Below are 21,848 nucleotides of genomic sequence, written 5' to 3'. Positions count from 1 at the left end.
ACTGTGTCGGGCGAACCGAGCGGGGTGAGGGATATGGCGACCAAGGACACCGGCGGCGGACAGCAGAAGGCCACCCGGTCCACCGAGGAGGTCGAGGAGCAGGCGGCGGAGACGCAGGCTTCCGAGGACCTCAAGGAGCGTCAGGAGAAGCTGAGCGACGACGTGGACTCGGTCCTGGACGAGATCGACGACGTCCTCGAGGAGAACGCCGAGGACTTCGTGCGCTCCTTCGTTCAAAAGGGTGGCCAGTAAGGCGCCTTTGCCTTCATTCCGAAGGTGAGCGGGTCTGGGTGACGGACGGGCGGGGCGCGGAGCGCTGTGCGCGGGGCAGTGAGTGACGTGATGCCTTCGTGTGCGGCGCTCCGGGCGTCGCCGGAGTCCGGCAAGTGCGGCGTCGATCCGGTGGAGTTGGTCCCGCCGGACATGTGGATCACCGCCGAAGGACGGGTAGGGTCCGAGGCATACCGTGCCCCCGGTCGCAACCGGACCGGGGTTGTTCCAAGGATCGGCCCGACGTCACAGGGCGGGCTGTCGCATACGTGGAAGGAATCGCGTGGAAGCCAACACTCGTAGCACCGGGCGTCTACCAGCTGCCTTCCTGACGCCAGGGTCCTCCTCCTTCATGGACTTCCTGTCCGAGCACCAGCCGGAGATCCTGCCCGGCAATCGGCAACTGCCTCCCACCCAGGGCGTGATCGAGGCGCCGCACGGGACCACGATCGTCGCCGTGACGTTCCCCGGGGGCGTCGTGCTGGCCGGTGACCGCCGGGCGACGATGGGCAACGTCATCGCGCAGCGGGACATCGAGAAGGTCTTCCCGGCGGACGAGTACTCCGCGGTGGGCATCGCCGGTACGGCGGGTCTGGCCGTGGAGATGGTGAAGCTGTTCCAGCTGGAGCTGGAGCACTTCGAGAAGGTCGAGGGCGCGCAGCTGTCCCTGGAGGGCAAGGCGAACCGGCTGTCGACGATGATCCGCTCCAACCTCGGCATGGCCATGCAGGGCCTGGCCGTGGTGCCGCTGTTCGCGGGGTACGACGTGGGCCGCGACAGCGGCCGGATCTTCTCGTACGACGTGACGGGCGGCCGTTCCGAGGAGACGAACTTCGCGGCCACCGGCTCGGGCTCGATCTTCGCGCGTGGCGCCATGAAGAAGCTCTTCCGTGACGACCTGAGCGAGGAAGAGGCCACGACCCTGGTGGTCCAGGCCCTGTACGACGCGGCCGACGACGACTCGGCGACAGGCGGTCCCGACGTCGCCCGCCGGATCTACCCGATCGTCACCGTGATCACCGAGGACGGCTTCCGCCGGCTCACCGAGGAGGAATCCTCCGAGATCGCCCGCTCGATCCTGGCGCGGCGCCTCGAGCAGCCGGACGGCCCGCGGGCCGCGCTGCTCTAGCAGCGGCCGTTTCTTGTCAAGGTGATCCAGTGACTTCCACAGAAAGGGACGGATAACCGGTGTCGACGCCGTTCTATGTTTCACCTCAGCAGCAGATGGCCGACCGGGCGGAGTACGCCCGCAAGGGCATCGCCCGTGGCCGCAGCCTGGTCGTGCTGCAGTTCGCCGACGGCATCGTGTTCGTCGGCGAGAACCCGTCCCGTGCGCTGCACAAGTTCAGCGAGATCTACGACCGGATCGGTTTCGCGGCCGCCGGCAAGTACAACGAGTACGAGAACCTGCGCATCGGTGGGGTGCGGTACGCCGACCTGCGGGGTTACACCTACGACCGCGACGACGTGACGGCCCGTGGCCTGGCCAACGTCTACGCGCAGACCCTGGGCACGATCTTCTCCTCCGCGGCCGAGAAGCCGTACGAGGTGGAGCTGGTGGTCGCCGAGGTGGGGGAGAGCCCGGAAGGTGACCAGCTCTACCGTCTCCCGCACGACGGCTCGATCGTGGACGAGCACGGCTCGGTCGCGGTGGGAGGCAACGCGGAGCAGATCAGCAGCTACCTGGACCAGCGCCACCGGGACGGTATGACGCTGGCCGAGGCCCTGAAGCTGGCGGTGCAGGCGCTGTCGCGCGACACCAACGGCAGCGAGCGGGAGATTCCCGCGGAGCGGCTGGAGGTGGCGGTGCTGGACCGTACGCGGCCGCAGAAGCGCAAGTTCAAGCGGATCGGGGGGCGTCAGCTGTCCCGTCTGCTGGGAGCGGAGGGAGGCGGGGGCTCCGACGAGACGACCTCCGAGTCGTCCGAGTCCTCCGAGGACGCCGAGTAGCCCGGCTCGATCGTTCACGTCGCGCGCCTTGGCCGCTGTTGTGGCCGGGGCGCGCGTCGCGCTTGTTCTGCGGAGTGGCTACGGCAGCCCCGGCGGTGCCGTGGAGCCCCGTACCACCAGCTGCACCGGGATGTCCCCGCCCTCGGGCGCCCGGCCCTCCATGACGGCCAGCAGGGCCCGCATGCCCCGTTCCCCGAAGAGCTCCGCGTCCAGGCGGACCGTCGTCAGTTCCGGGTCGATGGCCGTGGCCAGGGCCAGATCGTCCAGGCCGGTGACCGAGACGTCGTCCGGGACGCGCAGGCCGAGGCGGCGGATCGCCTTGTACGCTCCGGCGGCCAGTTTGTCGTCGTCGCACACCAGGACCGTGGGGCGCGGCCCGGGCAGGGAGAGGGCGGCCTCCGTGGCCGTCACGGCGCCCTCGATGGAGATCGGCGCGCGGGTCGTGCGTACCGATGTACCGGGCACATCCCTCAGCCGACCCGCCAGCTCCCGGGCCCGTACCTCGAAGGTCCAGGACGGTACGTCCGCCGCCAGATGCAGGAAGCGGCGGTGGCCCAGGGACAGCAGGTGTTCCGCGATCTGGCGGACCCCGTCGGCGATGTCCAGGTTCACGGTCGCCGCACCCAGGCTCCCCTCAGGATCGCTGTCCAGCATCACCAGGGGCAGCTGGTCGCCGCGGATCGCGGTGAGCGCGTCGGCAGCCATGGAGGAGGCGATCACGCCGTCCAGGGCGGCCTGGGCGGAGGCGAAGGGGTCGCGGGCGGGGCCGACGCCCTCGGGGGAGGGGTAGAGGACGACGCCGAATCCGTGCTCGGCGGCGACGCGTGCGGCGCCCGTGTAGACGCCCGCGAAGAACTCCGTGGTGAGGGCCGGGACCACCAGGAGGACCGTGCGGGTGCGGCCCAGGCGCAGGTTGCGGGCCGCGAGGTTCGGGCGGTAGCCCAGCTCGCGGGCGGCCTCACGGACCCGCTCCGCGGTCGCCTCCGAGACCCGGCCGCGCCACTTGTCGCCCAGGACCAGGGAGACCGCCGCCTGGGAGACGCCGGCGGCCTGGGCGACGTCCCTGCTCGTGGGGCGGGTGCTGCCTCGTGCCACCGTCGGGGCGCTCCTTCGTCTGGACTCGTGAACAGCGGACATGGTACGTATGAAACGTTGACGTTATACGTAAAACCTAGGGCGGGGACATGGCTACGGGATACCTGGAGATCCTTCGGGCGCGACACGCCGCCCGGCTGCTCGTCGGCACGCTCGTGGGACGGCTGCCCAATGCCACCGGCGCCATCGCGATCCTGCTGTTCGTGCGGGCGGAGGGCGGTTCGTACAGCCTGGCGGGGGCGCTCGCGGGTGTGTACGGCGTCGCCAACGCCGTGGGGCAGCCGGTGCTGGGCAGGCTCGTGGACCTGCGCGGGCAGCCGCGCGTGCAGCTGCCGGCGGCTGTGCTGTCCGGGCTCGCGATGGCCGTGTTCGCCTTCGCCGGGATCGGGTCACTGACGGTCGCGTATGCCGCCGTCGCGGCCGCGGGGCTCTTCACGCCGCCCCTGGAGGGCGGGCTGCGGGCCCTGTGGTCCTCGGTTCTCCGGAAGGAGGACCAGGTGCACACGGCGTACGCCATGGACGCCGTGGCCCAGGAGGTGATGTTCACCGTCGGGCCGCTGCTCGTGACGCTGTGCGTGTCCCTGTGGTCGGCCCAGGTCGCGCTGCTGGTGCTGAACGTGGTCGGGGTGCTGGGGGCGCTGTCCGTGGTCGTGTCGCCGCCCTCGCGTGCCTGGCGGTCGGCGCCGCGGGAGGCGCACTGGCTGGGCGCGCTGCGTTCGGCCGGGCTGCTGGCACTGCTCGCGGCCTTTCTGTTCATCGGGATGGCGCTCGGGTCCATCACCGTCGCCTCGGTGCCCTACGCCGACGCGCACGGCGGTGACGCCGTGTACGGCTGGATGATGGCGGCTCTGGGATTCGGGGCACTGGTCGGCGGCGCCGTCTACGGGGCCCGGCAGTGGGCCGGTGAGCCCGCGCGGCGACTGCAGGTGCTGGTAGCCCTTCTGGTGGTGTGTTACCTGCCGCTGCTTCTCATGCCGGACGCGGTGCCCATGGTGGCGCTGACCGCGCTCGCCGGTGTCTTCCTCGCGCCCGCCATCGCCTGCGCGTTCGTCCTGGTCGACCGTCATGCCCCGCGCGGCACGGTCACCGAGGCGTTCTCCTGGCTGGTGACGACGTTCACGGTGGGTCACTCGGTCGGAGCGGGCGTCGCGGGGCCCGTCGTGGAGACGGGCGGGGCCCTGTGGGGCTTCGCCGTGCCGGGCGTCGCGGGTGGCGTGTCCCTGCTGGTTTTGGCCGCCACAGGACGGGTACTCGCAGTTCCCGGCGGGGGAGCGGTTGTTGTGTCCGGTTCGGAAAATGATCCAAACCGTGCCCCCGAACCCCGTTTCAGTTCAGGGGATCGGGCGTAATGTTCCCTCATGGACCGCCGCATTTTCGGGCTGGAGAACGAGTACGGCGTCACGTGCACGTTCAGGGGACAGCGCCGCCTGTCTCCTGACGAGGTGGCGCGGTACCTCTTCCGCCGTGTCGTGTCATGGGGCCGCAGCAGCAATGTCTTTCTGCGAAACGGCGCCCGCCTCTATCTCGACGTGGGCTCACATCCGGAATACGCCACACCGGAATGTGACAACGTGACCGAACTGGTCACCCACGACAAAGCGGGCGAGCGCATTCTCGAAGGACTCCTGGTGGACGCCGAACGACGCCTGCACGAGGAGGGAATCGCGGGCGACGTCTACCTCTTCAAGAACAACACCGATTCGGCGGGCAACTCCTACGGCTGCCACGAGAACTATCTGGTCGCCCGGCACGGGGAGTTCTCCCGGCTCGCGGACATTCTCATTCCGTTTCTGGTGACGAGGCAGCTGCTGTGCGGTGCCGGCAAGGTGCTGCAGACGCCGCGCGGTGCCGTCTACTGCGTCAGCCAGCGTGCCGAGCACATCTGGGAGGGCGTCTCCTCGGCGACGACCCGCTCCCGGCCGATCATCAACACGCGCGACGAGCCGCACGCGGACGCCGAGCGCTACCGCCGCCTGCACGTGATCGTGGGCGACTCCAACATGTCCGAGACGACCATGCTGCTCAAGGTCGGCGCCACCGACCTGGTGCTGCGCATGATCGAGGCGGGCACCGTGATGCGCGACCTGACCCTGGAGAACCCGATCCGGGCGATCCGCGAGGTCAGCCACGACATCACCGGCCGGCGCAAGGTGCGCCTGGCCAGCGGCCGCGAGGCCTCCGCCCTGGAGGTACAGCGCGAGTACTACGAGAAGGCCGTGGACTTCTGCGAGCGCCGCGGCATCCGCACCGGCACCGTCGAGCAGGTCCTGGAGCTCTGGGGCCGCACGCTGGACGCGATCGAGGCCGAGGACCTCGACCGTATCGGCACCGAGATCGACTGGGTCATGAAGTACAAGCTCATCGAGCGGTACCGGGCCAAGAACAACATGACCATGTCGCACCCGCGGGTCGCGCAGATAGACCTCGCCTACCACGACATCCACCGCCGTCGTGGCCTGTACTACCTGCTCGAGAAGAAGGGGCAGGCAGCACGGATCTGCAACGACTTGAAGATCTTCGAGGGCAAGTCGGTGCCGCCGCAGACCACTCGGGCCCGGCTGCGCGGCGACTTCATCCGGCGCGCCCAGGAACAACGGCGTGACTTCACGGTCGACTGGGTTCACCTCAAGCTCAACGACCAGGCCCAGCGCACGGTCTTGTGCAAGGACCCGTTCCGTTCGGTGGACGACCGGGTGGAGAAGCTGATCGCCGGAATGTGAGGAATTGCGCCGGCGGGTAATTAGCCGGAACGCCACACGGGCGCCGTACGTTACAAGTACGGCGCCCTGCTCACGCCGTAGAGTTGCGCGCACGCCATCAACGAGATCGATCGATTACGAGGCCCCCACAGTGCGCCGACGCTCACTTCTCATCTCTGTACCCGCAGGACTGGCCACACTCGCCGCGTGCGGCGACGACAAGTCGGATTCGAGCAAGGCCAGCGACAGCCCGTCGCCCTCGCCCTCGGCATCGGCCCCGTCCTCGGCGCCGCCGCCGAAGATCGTGGACGGTCCGCTGCCGGCGGTCACCGCGGGCACCAAGTTCGACGAGAAGCCGACGATCGCCAAGGGCAGCGGAGAGCCGTCGAAGCAGCTCGCGGTGAAGACGCTGATCGCGGGCAGCGGCAAGGCCGTCGCGGAGAACGACTTCGTCGTCGCGAACTACCTCGGCCAGGTCTGGAGCACCGCCAAGGTCTTCGACAACTCCTACGACCGCAAGACCCGCCTGGCCATCCAGCTCGCCCAGGGCCAGATCATCGACGGCTGGCGGTACGCGCTGGCCGGCAAGAAGGCCGGCAGCCGTGTCGAGATGGCCGTCCCGCCCACCTGGGGCTACGGCGCGCAGGGCAACCCGCAGGCGGGCATCAAGGGCACCGACACGCTGGTCTTCGTCGTCGACGTGCTGGACACGTTCAACGCCAAGAGCTCCGCCGACGGCGAGAAGGTCGCCCAGGACGACGCGGACCTGCCCAAGGTCGGCACCAACACCGACGGCAAGGCGCCCTCCATCGAGGTGCCCAAGGCGGCGGCCCCGAAGAAGCTCGTCGCGGAGTACGTCCTGGAGGGTGACGGCGAGAAGGTCGCCGCCGACGACAGCGTCCTCGTGCAGTACAAGGGCGTGCTCTGGGACGGCGGCAAGGAGTTCGACTCGTCGTACGCCAACAAGCAGCTGGTGTCGTTCTCGCTCCAGCAGGTCGTCAAGGGCTGGGCGCAGGGTCTGACCGGCAAGAAGGTGGGCAGCCGGGTCCTCATCGTCATCCCGCCCGCGCTGGGCTACGGCGACAACCCGCCGCAGGGCAGCGGCATCAAGAAGGACTCCACGCTGGTCTTTTCGGTGGACATCCTCGCGAAGCTGTGAGGCGCGTGGGATGTAAGACTGTGCGTGTTCGCCTTTTCGCAGACAAGCAGGAGCCAGAAACGTGAGCATCGACAAGCCCGAGGTCGACTTCCCGGGCGGCGAGCCCCCGGCGGACCTCGAGATCAAGGACATCTGGGAAGGCGACGGCCCGGTCGCGCAGGCCGGCCAGACCGTCACCGTGCACTACGTCGGTGTCGCCTTCAGCACGGGCGAGGAGTTCGACGCCAGCTGGAACCGCGGCACCCCGTTCCGCTTCCCGCTGGGCGGTGGCCGGGTCATCCAGGGCTGGGACCAGGGCGTCCAGGGCATGAAGGTCGGCGGCCGCCGCCAGCTGACCGTCCCCGCCCACCTGGCTTACGGCAACCAGAGCCCGACCCCTCTGATCAAGCCCGGCGAGACGCTGATCTTCGTGGTCGACCTGCTCGGGGTCTGAGCAAGGTCCGACAGACTCGATCACCTGGGGCCCATGCCTGTTCGGCATGGGCCCTCGGCTTTGCCGGGCCACCGCGGGGCGGTACGGTCATCGGTCGTAAGCACCATAGGGAGGCGAAGGGCGTCGATGGCCATTGCCAAGGCCGAGCGGCTGATGAACCTGGCGCTGTGTCTGCTCGGTACGCAGCGGCCGCTCAGCAAGCGTGAGCTGCGCGACTCCATCGAGGCCTACGTCGAGGCCTTCGGACCGGGGAACGGCGCCACCGGCTCCGACGACTCCTTCAATCGCATGTTCGAGCGCGACAAGGACGACCTGCGCGAACTCGGACTCGTCATCGAGACCGTCGAGAGCCTCGAAGGCGAGATCGGCTACCTGGCCCGGCGTGACAGCAACCGCCTCCCGCCCATCACCCTGGACGCCGAGGAGGCAGCGGCCCTCGGGGTCGCCGCCAAGGTGTGGCAGCAGGCCCGGCTCGCCGGCGCGGCCAGCGGTGCCCTGCAGAAGCTGCGCGCGGCGGGCCTGCCCGAGGACGTCGACCCCTACGGCCCGCACGGCGCGCTGGAGCCGCGGATCCCCGTGCACGAGGCGGCGTTCGAGCCGCTGATGCTCGCCTGCCGGGACCGCCGCCCCGTGGTCTTCGACTACCGCAAGGCCACCGCCGCCCAGCCCGAGCAGCGGCATGTGGAGCCGTGGGCGCTGGAGTGCTGGCGTGGTCACTGGTATCTCGCGGGCTGGGACCGCGACCGGGGCGCCGAGCGGGTCTTCCGGCTCTCGCGGATCACCGGCAAGGTCCGCTCGCGCGGTGGCCGGTACACCGCTCCCGTGCCGGACGTCGTCACCGTCCGGGAGACCGTGGCGAGCTGGGCCGGGGAGATCGCCGACCGCTCCGCCCGGATCCGGCTGCGCTCGGGCTCGGGGTACCCCCTTCGGGCGAAGGCAACCGCCGTACGGGAACTCGGCGACGGCTGGGACGAGTTGGAGATTCCGTACGGCCACGGGCTGGACGCCTGGCTGGTGGAGTTCGGGCCGGACGTGGTGGTCCTGGAGCCCGCCGAGCTGCGGGCAGACGTGGTGGACCGGCTGCGGGCCGTGGCCAAGGGCTGAGGGGGAGCGGACGAGACAGTGGCAGGCAAACCGGTCAGGCCCGTGAACGCCATCGACCAGACCCGGCGGATGCTCTCGCTGGTGACGTATCTGAAGGAGCGTCCCGGCGCCCGCGTCGAGGACGTCGCGCGCGCCTTCGGCATCACCGAGGACGAGCTGGTCTCCGACCTCGACGTGCTGCCCATGTGCGGCACCAGCTTCCGCGGCGGTGACCTGCTCGACATCGACACCGACGGCGAGCGCATCTGGTGGCACAACTCGGCCGCCCTGGCGGACGAGGCCGCCGAGCCGCTCCGGCTCGCCGCCGACGAGGCCACCGCCCTGCTCGTCGCCGCCCGGGCCGTGGCCACGCTGCCCGGACTGCGCGAGAGCGACCGCCAGGCGCTGCTGCGGGCGACGGCCAAGGTGGAGACCGCGGCCGGCGAGATGGCGGGCGCCAGCTCGCGCCTGTCGGTGACCTTCGAGTCCGAGGGCGGAGTCTTCGCAGACGTCGACCGGGCCATCGCCGAGCGCCGCCGCCTGTGGATCCGCTACTACTCGCCCGCGCGCGACGAGGTCACCGAGCGGGAGATCGACCCCATCCGTCTGGTCAGCGTCGGGCACACCTACGTCGAGGCCTGGTGCCGGCGCTCCGAGGCACGCCGCACGTTCCGGCTCGACCGGGTCGCCGAGATCAAGATCCTGGACGAGCCGTCGGCGCCGCCGGAGATCGAGCTGCGGGACCTGTCGGAGGCCCTGGTGCAGCCCGCGGCCGAGGACCCGGAGGTCGAGGTCGAGGTCGGGCCCGGCGGGCGCTGGGTCGCCGAGTACTACCCGCACGACAGCGCGGACGAGCTGCCCGACGGCGGCCTGCGGATCACCCTGCGCACGCCCGACCCGGCGTCGCTCCGCCGCCTGGCGCTGCGGCTCGGGCGGGACGGCCGGATCGTCTCGCCGCCGGAGCTCGCCGACAGCGCCCGGCAGGCCGCCCGCGAGGCGCTGACGGCGTACGAAGGGATCGAGGCGGCCGGGACGTCCGGCGCGGCGGAGACGGCCCAGGCCGGTGGGCCGGCGTGAGCGCTGGGCGCCCCGCCCCGGACAGACCGGACGGCGGGCGCGAGTGATGCGCGGGTGCCCGCGGCGTCGACGGCCGGGCGCGGCCGCCCTCGACACCGGCCGCGGTGCCGGGGCACGGGTCCGGCCGACGTCGGTGGTGAGCCGGCCCGCACCGGCGGCACCCGGGAGCCCCGGAGGCGTACCACCCGAGACAGAGGAGCGAGGCCTGTGAGCGAGTCGGCGACGCCCGGTGCGCGCAGCATGACGGTGGAGTCCGCGTTCGCCGGGATGACGAGCGTGTCCCCGGTGGTCTTCAGGGCGGGCTGCCCGGACTGCCGGGAGCGCTTCGAACTCACGGCGGGCGCCCTGCGCCTCGCCATCGGCGCCAGCAGCCGCACCACCTTCTACTCCTTCACCTGCCCGCAGTGCGGTGCGTCCGTCCGCAAGCCCGCGGGCGAGCGGATCGTCGAGCTGCTCACGGGCGGCGGTGTGCGGACCCTGCGGCTTGCTCCGACCCCCTGAGGGTCTGGGCGTCCGCCCCTCCCGGAGGGTCTAGGCTCGACGTCATGTTCTGGCCGATGTTCGCGATTGCCGTGGGGTTCGTGGGGCTCGCCGTGCTCGGGGTGCTCGCCGTCCGGGTCTTCGTGGAGGCAGAGCGCCTGGGCAGGCAGGTCACGGACTCCGCGCGCCGTATCAACCGGGCCGCCGAGGACCTGGAGCGGGCCGCGGGCAGCGCGGCCCGGTCTGTCGACGCCCTGTGAGCCGTTCGGCAGGCGGCTGTGAGTTGCGCTTTGGGGCACTTCGCCCTGTCACCTCTGTGGTTCGGAAAGGTACGCTGCTGGTCGCGGCCCGGTTAACGAGGCACTGGCCGCGGAGCGGGAGTACGTACAGGGGATGCAGAGGGATTGCCTCACGTTTACCCCCGAGCGTTACGATCGCTGTCAACGCGATCGTTCGGACAAATGTCCGACCGGTCGGACAGCACCCCACCCCAGCCGCCTCGGTGAGAAGGTAAAGACTTATGTTCGGAAGGCTCGGAGCCCCCGAGATCATTCTCATCCTCGTCGTCATCATCCTGCTGTTCGGCGCGAAGAAGCTTCCGGACATGGCCAGGTCGCTCGGCAAGTCCGCCCGCATCCTCAAGAGCGAGGCCAAGGCGATGAAGGACGAGAGCAAGTCGTCCACGACCCCGGCCGGCCCGCCCAACAACGACGAGCAGCCCTCGCAGCGCACCATCCAGGCCTCTCCCGGTGATGTGACCAGCTCGCGCCCGGTCAACGAGCCCACGGACACGACCAAGCGCTGAAGCCGGGCCGGTGACCTCCGGCCCGCCGCACGAGATGGGAACGTGGGTTGCTGAAGTCTGCCCGCAAGCAGGAAAGGGATCCCGAGGGGCGGATGCCCCTCGCGGAGCACCTTCGCGAGCTCCGCAACCGGCTCGCCAAGGCGATGCTGGCGATCGTCGTCATCACGGTCGTCGCCGCCTTCTTCTACAACGACATCATCAACTTGATCACCAAGCCGATCCTCGACTCGGTCGGCTGTGACAAGACCTTCGCGGAGCTGGCCAGGTCGCAGCCCGGCGGGAAGCCCTGTGCGCAGATCACCATCAACGGTCTGATCACCCCCTTCACGCTGGCGCTGAAGGTGTCCCTGATGGCCGGTGTCGTGCTGGCCTCGCCGGTCTGGCTCTACCAGCTGTGGGCCTTCGTCGCGCCGGGCCTGCACCGGCACGAGAGGAAGTACGCGTACGCCTTCGTCGGCACGGGCGCCCCGCTGTTCATCGTCGGCGCCTACTTCGCGTACACGGTGCTTCCCACCACGGCGAAGGTGCTCCTCGAATTCACCCCGGGCGGCACGTCCAACCTCCTCCCGCTGGACGACCTGCTCGACCTGGTCATGCGCATGGTGCTCGTCTTCGGCCTCTCGTTCGAGCTGCCCCTGCTGCTGGTCATGCTCAATCTCACCGGAGCACTCACCGGCAAGCGCATGCTCGGCTGGTGGCGCGGCATGATCATGGGCATCACGGTCTTCGCGGCCATCGCCACGCCCAGCACCGACCCGCTGACGATGCTGATGCTCGCCGGGCCGATCTGGATCCTGTACTTCGCGGCCGTCGGCTTCTCCCTTCTCAACGACCGCCGTCGCAGCCGTCGCGAGGCCCTGGGCCCCGACGACGACGAGGCCTCCGAGCTGGACCTCACGCCGGACGACATCGGCGAGATCGAACCCGTGACCACCGGCCGGGCCGCCCTGCCCGAGCAGGCGAGCTCGGACCGCTCGGACCGGGTCAACGGTTATGACGACGTGACCTGAAGATCGGCGGGCAGCTCATAGGGTCGGTCGCGTGACCAGCGAGATCACCCTCTTCGTCAACCCCACCGCGGGCCGCGGCCGGGGCGCCCGCGCGGCGCAGCCGGCCGCTTCCGCGTTGCGGGCGGCCGGTTTCTCGGTGCGTACGGTGCTCGGCGAGGACGCCGCGGACGCCCTCGTCCGCGCCCGTGCCGCTGTCGAGGGCGGTACCGGAGCGCTGATAGCCGTCGGCGGTGACGGCATGGCCAACCTCGCGCTCCGGGCCGTCGCGGGCACCCGCACCCCGCTCGGCCTGGTCGCCGTCGGCACCGGCAACGACTTCGCCCGCACCCTCGGCCTGCCCGTGCGCGAGCCGGCCGCCGCCGGCCGCATGATCGCCGACGCCCTCAAGTGCGGCCGGATCCACGACATCGACCTCGGTCAGGTGGGCGACCGCTGGTTCGGCACGGTCCTCGCCTCCGGCTTCGACTCCCGTGTCAACGACCGCGGCAACCGCATGCGGTGGCCCGCCGGCCGCTTCAAGTACGACCTGGCGATGATCGCCGAACTCGCCGCCTTCCGGCCCGTCCCGTACCGGATCCGGCTCGACGACGGCGAGGTCCGTGAGGTCGAGGCGACCCTGGTGGCCGTCGGCAACGGCTCGTCGTACGGCGGCGGAATGCGGATCTGCCCAGGCGCCGACCTCACCGACGGACTGTTCGACATCACCGTGGTCGGGGACTGCAGCCGTGCGACGCTGCTGCGGGTGTTTCCGAGGGTGTACCGGGGGACCCACGCCGGGCATCCGGCCGTGACCGTGCTGCGGGCGGCCCGGGTCGAGATCGCCGCAGAGGGGATCACCGGGTACGCGGACGGGGAGCCGCTCGGCCCGCTGCCGCTGAGCGCGCGCTGTGTGCGCGGGGGCGTGCGGGTCGTCGGCCCCTGAGCCCCGCTGCCCCTGAACTGCGCCGATCCCCGGTTTCACAGAAATGGATCCGGATAATGATCGTCCTGTTGTCAGTGCGGCCCGGTACGCTCGAAAGCACGATGACAGAGGACCTCTCACCGGCCGAGCGGTACGCGGCAGCCCGCAAGCGTGCTGTCGAGCAGGCCACCGCGCTCGCCTCCTTCCGCGAGATGTACGACTTCGGCCTCGACCCCTTCCAGATCGAGGCCTGCCAGGCGCTCGAGGCGGGCAAGGGCGTCCTGGTCGCCGCACCCACCGGCTCGGGCAAGACGATCGTGGGCGAGTTCGCCGTCCACCTCGCTCTCCAGCAGGGCAAGAAGTGCTTCTACACGACACCCATCAAGGCGCTGTCGAACCAGAAGTACGCCGACCTGTGCCGCCGCTACGGCACGGACAAGGTGGGCCTGCTCACCGGCGACAACAGCGTCAACTCCGACGCCCCGGTGGTCGTGATGACCACCGAGGTGCTGCGGAACATGCTGTACGCCGGTTCGCAGACCCTCCTGGGCCTCGGCCATGTGGTCATGGACGAGGTGCACTACCTCTCCGACCGGTTCCGGGGCGCCGTGTGGGAAGAAGTGATCATTCACCTTCCCGAGTCGGTCACGCTCGTGTCGCTGTCGGCGACCGTGTCGAACGCCGAGGAGTTCGGCGACTGGCTCGACACGGTCCGCGGTGACACCGAGGTGATCGTCTCCGAGCACCGGCCCGTGCCGCTCTTCCAGCACGTGCTCGCCGGGCGGCGGATGTACGACCTGTTCGAGGAGGGCGAGGGCCACAAGAAGGCCGTCAACCCCGACCTCACACGCATGGCCCGCATGGAGGCGAGCCGGCCGTCGTACCAGGACCGCCGCCGTGGCCGGTCCATGCGCGAGGCCGACCGCGAGCGTGACCGCAGACAGCGCTCCCGGGTGTGGACGCCGAGCCGGCCCGAGGTCATCGAACGGCTCGACGCCGAGGGGCTGCTGCCCGCCATCACCTTCATCTTCAGCCGCGCCGCCTGCGAGGCCGCCGTCCAGCAGTGCCTGTACGCGGGCCTCAGGCTCAACGACGACGAGGCACGCGGGCGGGTCCGCGCCCTCGTCGAGGAGCGCACGTCGTCCATCCCGACCGAGGACCTGCACGTCCTCGGCTACTACGAATGGCTGGAGGGCCTGGAGCGAGGCATCGCCGCCCACCACGCGGGCATGCTGCCGACCTTCAAGGAGGTCGTGGAGGAACTGTTCGTACGCGGCCTGGTCAAGGCCGTGTTCGCGACCGAGACCCTCGCCCTCGGCATCAACATGCCAGCCCGCTCGGTGGTGCTGGAGAAGCTCGTCAAGTGGAACGGCGAGCAGCACGCGGACATCACGCCGGGCGAGTACACGCAGTTGACGGGGCGTGCGGGGCGGCGCGGCATCGACGTCGAGGGCCACGCCGTGGTGCTGTGGCAGCGAGGCTCCAGCCCCGAGCACCTGGCGGGCCTGGCCGGCACCCGCACGTATCCGCTGCGCTCCAGCTTCAGGCCGTCGTACAACATGGCGGTCAACCTGGTCGAGCAGTTCGGCCGGCACCGTTCGCGCGAGCTGCTGGAGACGTCCTTCGCGCAGTTCCAGGCGGACAAGTCGGTCGTCGGCATCTCCCGCCAGGTACAGCGCAACGAGGAGGGCCTCGAGGGCTACAAGGCCTCCATGACCTGCCACCTCGGGGACTTCGAGGAGTACGCGAGGCTGCGCCGCGAGCTGAAGGACCGTGAGAACGACCTGGCCCGGCAGGGCGCGGCACAGCGGCGCGCCGAGGCCGCCGTCGCGCTGGAGAAGCTGAAGCCCGGAGACGTCATCCATGTGCCCACCGGCAAGTACGCGGGGCTTGCGCTGGTGCTGGACCCGGGCCTGTCCGCGGGCCGTTCGAACGGCCACCGGGGCTTCGAGCACCACGACGGGCCGCGCCCGCTGGTGCTGACCGCCGAGCGGCAGGTGAAGCGGCTGGCGTCCATCGACTTCCCGGTGCCGGTCGAGCCGCTGGAGCGGATGCGGATCCCGAAGTCCTTCAACCCGCGCTCCCCGCAGTCCCGTCGGGACCTCGCGTCCGCGCTGCGCACCAAGGCCGGGCACATCCCGGCCGACCGGCATCGCAAGCGGCGCTCCCAGGCGGCCGACGACCGCGAGATCGCCCGGCTGCGGACCGAGCTGCGCGCGCATCCCTGCCACGGGTGCGACGACCGTGAGGACCACGCCCGTTGGGCCGAGCGCTACCACCGGCTCCTGCGGGACACCTCGCAGCTGGAGCGGCGGATCGAGGGCCGCACCAACACGATCGCGCGGACGTTCGACCGTATCGTCGCGCTGCTGACCGAGCTCGACTACCTGCGCGCCGACGAGGTCACCGAGCACGGCAAGCGGCTCGCGCGGCTCTACGGCGAGCTGGACCTGCTCGCCAGCGAGTGCCTGCGCGAGGGCGTCTGGGAGGGCCTCGGCCCGGCCGAACTGGCGGGCTGCGTCTCGGCGTTGGTGTACGAGGCGCGCGCGGCGGACGACGCGATGGCGCCGAAGCTGCCGTCGGGGAAGGCCAAGGCCGCGCTGGGGGAGATGGTGCGGATCTGGGGGCGGCTGGACGCGCTGGAGGAGGAGTTCCGGATCACCCAGACCGAGGGTGTCGGGCAGCGTGAGCCGGACCTGGGGTTCGCCTGGGCCGCGTACATGTGGGCCTCCGGGGCGGGGCTGGACGAGGTGCTGCGCGAGGCGGAGATGCCGGCGGGGGACTTCGTGCGGTGGTGCAAGCAGGTCATCGATGTGCTGGGGCAGATCGCGGCGGCGGCGCCGCAGGGTTCTTCTGTGGTGAAGAACGCGCGCAAGGCTGTTGATGGGTTGCTGCGGGGAGTTGTCGCCTACTCGTCGGTGGGGTGATCGTTTGCTGCGCGAGTGTCCGCCCGGATGTGGTTGCCCGCGCAGTTCCCCGCGCCCCTGAAGGGGCGTTGTCCTGAGGCCACTCACCCGTCACGGTGAGTGGCTTTCGTACGCGCGTACGTCATTACGTACAGCATTCGAACGATCTCACAGCGTGTAAATGACCGAGCGTACTATCCCTTCGCGTCCGGTTTCTGGCAGATGCTGAATATGACACAGCGATGATCCGGTCGGACTAAGCTCGCCCGCAGCGCACCGGCTTGAGATGAATTCGTGCGCTTGTTCCCTAATTATGTGGAACTCCAGCCGACTCCTGTCAGAAGGCCTACATGGTGAGTGTCCAATCCCCTCCCGTTCGCCGTGAACTTCCCTACGCGCGTGTGCTGTTGCTCCCGGCCATAGCGATGGCCGCGGCATCCGGATCCGCCGTCGCCCTGGTGACGGAGTCGGCCCGGCTCGCCGTCGGCTGGTGCGGCGGCATCGCCACCGCTCTGGTGATCGCGACGGCGGCCGAGGCGGTCCGCCGCGGCCGTGCCCTGCGGAACCAGCGTGCCGAGCACGCCCGCCACAGCGCGCATCTGGAACAGCGGATCGCCGGCCACGAGCACGAGTTGGTCCGCTTCTCGAGGGAGATCGTCCCTGCCGCGCTCGACCTGCTGCGCACCGGGGAATCCCCCAGGGAGGCGATCCGCAAGCTCGGCCTCGCCGACCCCGCGTACCGGAACCTCCCCGAGCCGGAGGTCGAGACGCTGCTGACGGTGCTCAGGATCGTCGACCACGAAGTGACCATGCGCGACGCCGCCGCTCGCTCCTTCGTCACGGTCGCCCGCCGCGTCCAGGCGATCGCCCACCAGCAGGCAGAGGAACTCCGGGAGATGGAGGAGGACCACGGCCGCAACCCCGAGGTCTTCGACGACCTGCTGCGCATCGACCACGGCAACGCCCTGATCGGCCGCCTCGCCGACTCCGTCTCCGTACTCGGCGGCGGCCGCCCCGGCCGGCAGTGGCCCGAGGCGGTGTCCCTCTACAGCACGCTGCGCGGCGCCATGTCCCGCATCCTGGAGTACCGGCGCATCCAGCTGTCCTCCATCGCCAAGGTCAGCGTCAAGGGCATCTACGTCGAGCCCGTCATCCACGCCGCCGCCGAACTCCTCGACAACGCCACGCGCTACTCGCCACCGCAGACCAAGGTGCACGTCACCGCCACCGAGGTGCAGACCGGCGTCTGCATCGAGATCGAGGACGGCGGTGTCAACCTCAACGAGGAGGCACGGGCCCGGATCGAGGGCATGCTGGAGGCCGCCAAGGCAGGCGTCGACCTCCAGGACATCGGTGAGCACCCGCGCCTGGGCCTGGCCGTCGTCGGCCGCCTCTGCACGGCGTACAACATGCAGGTGTCGCTGCGGGCCTCCGCGTACGGCGGCGTCCGCGCCATCCTCATCGTGCCGAGCGAGATGATCACCCACGAGCCCGGCGTCGGACTCGCCCACGGGATCGGCGCCACCGGCATCCCGATGAAGGTCGGCATCCCCGAGGGCCCCAAGCGCGCGCCCAAGAGGCGCCGCCCCACCAGCCCGAAGATCCCCGACACGGTCTCCCTGGAGGACGACGACGTCCCCGAGGTCACCGAGTGGACGACGAACGGTCTGCCGCAGCGCCGCAGCAGGGTGAAGATGCCGCTCGCCGAGCGACTCGCCCAGCAGGCCGCCAACGAGAAGGCCGACCGGGAAGCCGCCGAACGAGGCGAGCACAACCCCTGGGCGACACCGGAGCCCGAGCCCAAGTCCTGGCACGACATGTCGTCCCCCGACGCCCCCGGCAAGGGCCTCGAGGCCTTCTGGGAGGGACTCAAGCAGGGCATCGAACCCGGCACACACCCGACGGACTTCATCCGGAACCCGACCAAGTACCTGCACCTGATCAACGACCCGGCCCCCACCGAGGCCGGCGACGAGGGGGATCTCAAGTGATCCAGCAGCGAGGCAACTTCGACTGGATGCTCAAGCAACTCGCCGACGGAGTGCCGGGCATCGAGATGATCGTGGTGCTCTCGGCCGACGGTCTGCGCATCGCCCGCTACGGCGGCGAGCCCGACGCGGCCGACCGGGTCGCCGCGGCCTGCGCCGGCCTGCAGTCCCTCGCGGGCAGTATCTGCCAGGAACTCACCGTGGGCGACGGCGAGATGAAGCTCGTCATGATCGAGATCGACCGCGGCTACTTCTATCTGATGGGCGCGGGCGCCAACGCGTTCCTCGCGGTGCTCTCCGACGTGCGGTGCGAACCAGGCCGGATGAGCGCGATGATGCGCGACCTCGTCGTCCGGATCGGCGGCCATCTGACCAGTCCGCCCCGGCGCAACGGGCAGATCGTATGACGCCTCCGCAACGCCAGAGGCGCGACCCCACCCCGGAACCGCCCCCGTCCCAGGAGGGCGAGGGCAAGGTCAGGAACCCCGAGCGGATGTACGTGGTGGCCGGCCCGGACGGTGAGAGGGCCGAGCTCGACCTGGTGACGTTAATCGTGGCGCGTGCCGAAGATCCGCCGCCTTCCGCCTCCCCCGAGCAGGCGGCACTGCTCCGGCTCTGCGCCGCCCCCCTGTCCGTGGCCGAACTGTCGGCCTACCTCAGCCTGCCGTTCAGCGCCATGGGCGTTCTGCTCACCGAGCTGCTGACGGCGGACCTGGTGCAGGCGCGCGCCCCGATCGTCCGCAAGGCACGCACCGACCGTTCCCTCCTCGAAGCGGTGATGAATGGACTTCAAAGGCTCTGACACCATCCCGGGCCCCCGGGCCGAGGACCAGTTGCCCCACACGGCACAGTCCGCGGCCAAGATCGTGATCGTGGGTGGCTTCGGCGTCGGCAAGACGACCATGGTCGGCTCGGTCAGCGAGATCACACCGCTGACCACCGAGGAGACCATGACGCAGGCCGGCATCGGTGTCGACGACAACTTCGGCTCCGCGTCCAAGACGGCCACCACCGTCGCCATGGACTTCGGCCGCATCAGCATCACCGACCAGCTCGTGCTCTACCTCTTCGGCACACCCGGCCAGCAGCGCTTCTGGTTCCTGTGGAACGGCCTGTTCGAGGGCGCGCTCGGCGCGGTGGTGCTGGTCGACACCCGTCGGCTGGAGGTCAGCTTCGATGTCATGGGGCGCCTGGAGGACCGCGGTGTGCCGTTCGTGGTGGCGGTCAACTCCTTCCCGGACGCGCCCCGTTACGACCTGGAGGAGCTGCGTACGGCCCTCGACCTCACCCCGGACATCCCGATCATGGAGTGCGACGTACGCCGCCGGGCCTCCAGCCGTGACGTCCTGATGACCCTCATGCGCTTCCTGCACTCGCTCGCCATGACGGGCTCGCTCACCTGATCCCGCGCCCTGCCCGCCCCACCCCCACATTTCCCCACCAGACACCTGGATCCACTTCAGTTTCGGAGCGACCACTGTGACGCCTGAATCCCACACCCCGACCGATACGGACGCCTCCCGGCTCGGCCCGCCCCCCGGCTGCCCCGCACACGGCCTCGGGCCCGGCGGACTGCACCGGCTGCACGAGTCGGAGGATCTGGGAGCGCTGTACGAGCAACTACGCGAGGACCACGGCCCCGTGGCGCCCGTGCTGCTCCACGACGACATCCCCGTCTGGGTCGTCCTCGGCCATTCCGAGAACCTGCACATGGTGCGCTCGCCCTCGCAGTTCTGCCGGGACAGCCGCATCTGGACCCCGCTCCGGGACGGACTGGTCAAGCCCGACCACCCGCTGATGCCGCACATCGCCTGGCAGCCCATCGCCTCGCACGCCGAGGGCGACGAGCACAAGCGGCTGCGCGGCGCGGTCATGGGCGCCATCTCGACCATCGACTTCCGCAGCCTGCGCCGCTACATCAACCGCAGCACGCAGGCCATCGTCAACCGCTTCTGCGAGAAGGGCGAGGCCGACCTCGTCGGCCAGTTCGCCGAGCACCTGCCGATGGCCGTGATGTGCGAGATCCTCGGCATGGCCGACGAGTACAACGACCGTCTCGTCGAGGCCGCCCGCGACGCGCTCAAGGGCACCGAGACCGCGATCGCCAGCCACGCCTACGTCATGGACGCCCTGAGCCGGCTCACCGCACGGCGCCGCGCCGAGCCGGAGGAGGACTTCGCCAGCTACCTGATCACCCACCCGGCCCGGCTGACCGACGACGAGGTCAGGGAGCACCTGCGTCTGGTGCTCTTCGCCGCCTACGAGGCCACCACCAACCTGCTCTCCAACGTGCTGCTCACGGTGCTGATCGACCCGCGCTTCCGTGCCCGGCTCAACGGCGGCCAGATGACGGTGCCGGAGGCGGTGGAGCAGTCGCTGTGGAACGAGCCGCCGTTCAGCACCGTCTTCGCCTACTTCGCCAAGCAGGAGACCGAGCTGGGCGGTCAGCGCATCCGCCGGGGCGACGGACTGCTCTTCGCCCCGGCCCCGGCCAACGTCGACCCGCGGGTACGGCCCGACCTGTCCGCCAGCATGCAGGGCAACCGCTCCCACCTCGCGTTCGGCGGCGGCCCGCACGAGTGCCCCGGCCAGGACGTCGGCCGCTCCATCGCCGATGTCGGCGTCGACGCGCTGCTGATGCGGCTGCCCGACGTCGAACTCGACTGCGACGAGGAGGAGCTGCGCTGGACGGCGTCCATCGCCTCCCGGCACCTGGTGGAGATGCCGGTGCAGTTCTCGCCCAAGCCGCCGCAGGACGTGACGGAGCCGCCGAACCACAAGCAGGTCCCGGCGCAGCGCTCCGACTGGCAGATCGGCAGCCCGCAGCCGCAGGCCACACCGGCCGCCACGCAGCCGCAGCCGGCCCCGGTCCAGCCCCAGCCGGTCGCTGCGCACCCGCCGGTTCAGCCGACGGCGCAGGAACCGGCCCGCCGCAAGGGCGCCTGGCAGCGCATCCTGAGCTGGTGGCGCGGCTACTGACCGGCTGACGGGCCGTCGTACGTCCCGGCGGCCCACCGGTCGTACGACGCCCACGCGGCCAGTTCCCGGCCGCTGCGGAACCGGTGCTCCCCGCCCGTGACCGGATCGGTGAACTCCAGGGCCCGTGCCAGCAGTTGGAGCGGGCGCCGGAAGTCACCGGGCGGCACGGGTTCGGTCACCTCCGGGTAGAGCGGGTCGCCGAGGATCGGCACGCCCAGCGCGGTCATGTGCACCCGCAGCTGGTGGGTCTGCCCGGTGCCGGGCACCAGCCGGTAGCGGGCGAGTCCGCCGGCGCCTTCCGGGCGGTGCCCGAGGAGTTCGACCCGGCTCACGGCGTTCGGCTCGCCCGCCACCTCCCGGGCCTGGAGCACCCCGCGCTCCTTCACGATCCGGCTGCGTACGGTCCGGGGCAGGGTGAGGGCGGGGTCGTACGGGGCGACGGCCTCGTACTCCTTGTGGACCCGGCGGGCACTGAACAGCGTCTGGTACGCGCCGCGCTCCTCGGGGCGCACGGTGAACAGCACGAGCCCCGCGGTGAGCCGGTCCAGACGGTGCGCGGCGCCGAGCGCGGGGATGTCCAGCTCCCTGCGCAGCCTGGCCAGCGCGGTCTCGGTGACATGGCTGCCGCGCGGGGTGGTGGCGAGGAAGTGGGGCTTGTCGACGACGACGATGTGCTCGTCCCGGTACACGACCTCCAGCGGGAAGGGCACCGGGACCTCCTCGGGGAGCTCCCGGTGGAACCACACGAACATCCCGGGCACGTACGGCGCGTCCGCCGCCACGGCCCGTCCGTCCGCCCCGACGATCCGCCCTTCGTCGAACATCCCGTCGACGACACCGGCACCCGCCCCGCTGAGCCGCTCCACCAAGTGCTCACGCACCGTGGTCCACGACCCCGCGACGGGCAGCCGCACCCGCATCGGATCCACGCCGAGGCGCTGCGGCAGGGGCGAGGGCGGGATGCGGGGCTTGCGTCTCATCGCGGCCCAGCGTACGAGGCCCGGTGCGCCGGG

The 21,848-nt window shown here is 70.5% G+C and carries 22 protein-coding genes; 20 read left to right on the top strand and 2 right to left on the bottom strand.

Going from position 1 to position 21,848, the window contains the following annotated elements; all coding sequences use genetic code 11:
- The first annotated feature begins 33 nt into the window (after positions 1 to 33).
- From ACZ6I3_RS30905 to prcA, 3 genes are all read left to right on the top strand, one after another.
- On the top strand, positions 34 to 252 hold the full coding sequence (locus tag ACZ6I3_RS30905; protein WP_019757212.1) for a ubiquitin-like protein Pup: 219 nt from the start codon (positions 34 to 36) through the stop codon (positions 250 to 252).
- A 301-nt stretch (positions 253 to 553) separates the two neighbouring features.
- On the top strand, positions 554 to 1,399 hold the full coding sequence (gene prcB, locus ACZ6I3_RS30900) for a proteasome subunit beta (RefSeq protein ID WP_469419060.1): 846 nt from the start codon (positions 554 to 556) through the stop codon (positions 1,397 to 1,399).
- 59 nt (positions 1,400 to 1,458) lie between these two features.
- Positions 1,459 to 2,220, top strand: coding sequence for a proteasome subunit alpha (prcA, locus tag ACZ6I3_RS30895; protein WP_469419059.1), 762 nt, complete (start codon positions 1,459 to 1,461; stop codon positions 2,218 to 2,220).
- A gap of 78 nt (positions 2,221 to 2,298) precedes the next feature.
- On the opposite strand, the gene ACZ6I3_RS30890 is transcribed toward prcA, so the two are convergent.
- Entirely contained in the window at positions 2,299 to 3,315 is a 1,017-nt protein-coding gene (locus ACZ6I3_RS30890) for a LacI family DNA-binding transcriptional regulator (RefSeq protein ID WP_469419058.1), read from the bottom strand.
- 89 nt (positions 3,316 to 3,404) lie between these two features.
- Between ACZ6I3_RS30890 and ACZ6I3_RS30885 the strand changes: the two genes are divergently transcribed.
- The 17 genes from ACZ6I3_RS30885 to ACZ6I3_RS30805 all read left to right on the top strand — a co-directional run bounded on the left by ACZ6I3_RS30885 (position 3,405) and on the right by ACZ6I3_RS30805 (position 20,835).
- Positions 3,405 to 4,664: an MFS transporter gene (locus ACZ6I3_RS30885; RefSeq protein ID WP_469419057.1), complete on the top strand. Its 1,260-nt coding sequence runs from the start codon at positions 3,405 to 3,407 to the stop codon at positions 4,662 to 4,664.
- A gap of 9 nt (positions 4,665 to 4,673) precedes the next feature.
- Positions 4,674 to 6,035 carry a Pup--protein ligase gene (gene pafA / locus ACZ6I3_RS30880; protein WP_391106859.1) on the top strand — a complete coding sequence of 454 codons (1,362 nt, stop codon included), beginning with the start codon at positions 4,674 to 4,676 and terminating at the stop codon, positions 6,033 to 6,035.
- 130 nt (positions 6,036 to 6,165) lie between these two features.
- The gene (locus tag ACZ6I3_RS30875) at positions 6,166 to 7,173 is read left to right on the top strand and encodes an FKBP-type peptidyl-prolyl cis-trans isomerase (RefSeq protein ID WP_469419055.1); all 1,008 of its coding nucleotides are present in this window, start codon (positions 6,166 to 6,168) and stop codon (positions 7,171 to 7,173) included.
- Between the two features lie 61 nt (positions 7,174 to 7,234).
- Positions 7,235 to 7,606 (top strand): FKBP-type peptidyl-prolyl cis-trans isomerase, encoded by a 372-nt coding sequence (locus ACZ6I3_RS30870; protein WP_189726573.1) that lies wholly within the window; start codon positions 7,235 to 7,237, stop codon positions 7,604 to 7,606.
- 126 nt (positions 7,607 to 7,732) lie between these two features.
- Positions 7,733 to 8,710: a helix-turn-helix transcriptional regulator gene (locus tag ACZ6I3_RS30865; RefSeq protein WP_469419053.1), complete on the top strand. Its 978-nt coding sequence runs from the start codon at positions 7,733 to 7,735 to the stop codon at positions 8,708 to 8,710.
- 18 nt (positions 8,711 to 8,728) lie between these two features.
- On the top strand, positions 8,729 to 9,766 hold the full coding sequence (locus ACZ6I3_RS30860; RefSeq protein WP_469419051.1) for a helix-turn-helix transcriptional regulator: 1,038 nt from the start codon (positions 8,729 to 8,731) through the stop codon (positions 9,764 to 9,766).
- A 207-nt stretch (positions 9,767 to 9,973) separates the two neighbouring features.
- Positions 9,974 to 10,267 carry a hypothetical protein gene (locus tag ACZ6I3_RS30855; RefSeq protein ID WP_469419049.1) on the top strand — a complete coding sequence of 98 codons (294 nt, stop codon included), beginning with the start codon at positions 9,974 to 9,976 and terminating at the stop codon, positions 10,265 to 10,267.
- A gap of 44 nt (positions 10,268 to 10,311) precedes the next feature.
- Positions 10,312 to 10,506 carry a hypothetical protein gene (locus ACZ6I3_RS30850; RefSeq protein ID WP_469419047.1) on the top strand — a complete coding sequence of 65 codons (195 nt, stop codon included), beginning with the start codon at positions 10,312 to 10,314 and terminating at the stop codon, positions 10,504 to 10,506.
- A 260-nt stretch (positions 10,507 to 10,766) separates the two neighbouring features.
- A complete protein-coding gene (tatA, locus tag ACZ6I3_RS30845; protein ID WP_399021114.1) occupies positions 10,767 to 11,051 on the top strand; it encodes a Sec-independent protein translocase subunit TatA in 285 nt (94 codons plus the stop codon).
- Between the two features lie 47 nt (positions 11,052 to 11,098).
- On the top strand, positions 11,099 to 12,061 hold the full coding sequence (tatC, locus tag ACZ6I3_RS30840; protein WP_469419045.1) for a twin-arginine translocase subunit TatC: 963 nt from the start codon (positions 11,099 to 11,101) through the stop codon (positions 12,059 to 12,061).
- Between the two features lie 31 nt (positions 12,062 to 12,092).
- A complete protein-coding gene (locus tag ACZ6I3_RS30835) occupies positions 12,093 to 12,983 on the top strand; it encodes a diacylglycerol kinase (RefSeq protein ID WP_469419043.1) in 891 nt (296 codons plus the stop codon).
- A gap of 56 nt (positions 12,984 to 13,039) precedes the next feature.
- Complete coding sequence (locus ACZ6I3_RS30830; protein ID WP_469419041.1) at positions 13,040 to 15,889, top strand: DEAD/DEAH box helicase; 2,850 nt, start codon at positions 13,040 to 13,042, stop codon at positions 15,887 to 15,889.
- Positions 15,890 to 16,218: 329 nt separating this feature from the next.
- On the top strand, positions 16,219 to 17,859 hold the full coding sequence (locus tag ACZ6I3_RS30825; RefSeq protein WP_469419040.1) for an ATP-binding protein: 1,641 nt from the start codon (positions 16,219 to 16,221) through the stop codon (positions 17,857 to 17,859).
- Complete coding sequence (locus ACZ6I3_RS30820) at positions 17,856 to 18,263, top strand: roadblock/LC7 domain-containing protein (protein ID WP_030848665.1); 408 nt, start codon at positions 17,856 to 17,858, stop codon at positions 18,261 to 18,263. The genes ACZ6I3_RS30825 and ACZ6I3_RS30820 overlap by 4 nt, the downstream gene beginning before the upstream one ends.
- A complete protein-coding gene (locus tag ACZ6I3_RS30815) occupies positions 18,260 to 18,658 on the top strand; it encodes a DUF742 domain-containing protein (RefSeq protein WP_469419038.1) in 399 nt (132 codons plus the stop codon). Before ACZ6I3_RS30820 ends, ACZ6I3_RS30815 begins: the two co-directional genes overlap by 4 nt.
- Positions 18,639 to 19,259 carry a GTP-binding protein gene (locus tag ACZ6I3_RS30810; protein ID WP_469419036.1) on the top strand — a complete coding sequence of 207 codons (621 nt, stop codon included), beginning with the start codon at positions 18,639 to 18,641 and terminating at the stop codon, positions 19,257 to 19,259. The genes ACZ6I3_RS30815 and ACZ6I3_RS30810 overlap by 20 nt, the downstream gene beginning before the upstream one ends.
- A 76-nt stretch (positions 19,260 to 19,335) precedes the next feature.
- Positions 19,336 to 20,835, top strand: a complete 1,500-nt coding sequence (locus ACZ6I3_RS30805) for a cytochrome P450 (protein ID WP_469419035.1) — start codon at positions 19,336 to 19,338, stop codon at positions 20,833 to 20,835.
- Here ACZ6I3_RS30805 and ACZ6I3_RS30800 read toward each other — a convergent pair.
- Positions 20,829 to 21,815, bottom strand: coding sequence for an RluA family pseudouridine synthase (locus ACZ6I3_RS30800; RefSeq protein ID WP_469419034.1), 987 nt, complete (start codon positions 21,813 to 21,815; stop codon positions 20,829 to 20,831). The two genes, ACZ6I3_RS30805 and ACZ6I3_RS30800, sit on opposite strands and share 7 nt — an antisense overlap.
- Positions 21,816 to 21,848 lie beyond the last annotated feature (33 nt).

It is taken from the genome of Streptomyces sp. NPDC041940 (assembly GCF_055589465.1).
Note: the sequence above shows the minus strand (reverse complement) of the source record. Positions and strands in the feature narration are given on the sequence as shown.

Bases quoted from the DNA above. Each gene is read 5' to 3' on its own strand.
- ACZ6I3_RS30905 (WP_019757212.1), top strand. From the start codon at position 34: ATGGCGACCAAGGACACCGGCGGCGGACAGCAGAAGGCCACCCGGTCC.
- ACZ6I3_RS30885 (WP_469419057.1), top strand. From the start codon at position 3,405: ATGGCTACGGGATACCTGGAGATCCTTCGGGCGCGACACGCCGCCCGG.
- pafA (WP_391106859.1), top strand. From the start codon at position 4,674: ATGGACCGCCGCATTTTCGGGCTGGAGAACGAGTACGGCGTCACGTGC.
- ACZ6I3_RS30865 (WP_469419053.1), top strand. From the start codon at position 7,733: ATGGCCATTGCCAAGGCCGAGCGGCTGATGAACCTGGCGCTGTGTCTG.
- ACZ6I3_RS30850 (WP_469419047.1), top strand. From the start codon at position 10,312: ATGTTCTGGCCGATGTTCGCGATTGCCGTGGGGTTCGTGGGGCTCGCC.
- tatA (WP_399021114.1), top strand. From the start codon at position 10,767: ATGTTCGGAAGGCTCGGAGCCCCCGAGATCATTCTCATCCTCGTCGTC.
- ACZ6I3_RS30830 (WP_469419041.1), top strand. From the start codon at position 13,040: ATGATCGTCCTGTTGTCAGTGCGGCCCGGTACGCTCGAAAGCACGATG.
- ACZ6I3_RS30825 (WP_469419040.1), top strand. From the start codon at position 16,219: ATGGTGAGTGTCCAATCCCCTCCCGTTCGCCGTGAACTTCCCTACGCG.
- ACZ6I3_RS30815 (WP_469419038.1), top strand. From the start codon at position 18,260: ATGACGCCTCCGCAACGCCAGAGGCGCGACCCCACCCCGGAACCGCCC.
- ACZ6I3_RS30810 (WP_469419036.1), top strand. From the start codon at position 18,639: ATGGACTTCAAAGGCTCTGACACCATCCCGGGCCCCCGGGCCGAGGAC.
- ACZ6I3_RS30800 (WP_469419034.1), bottom strand. From the start codon at position 21,815: ATGAGACGCAAGCCCCGCATCCCGCCCTCGCCCCTGCCGCAGCGCCTC.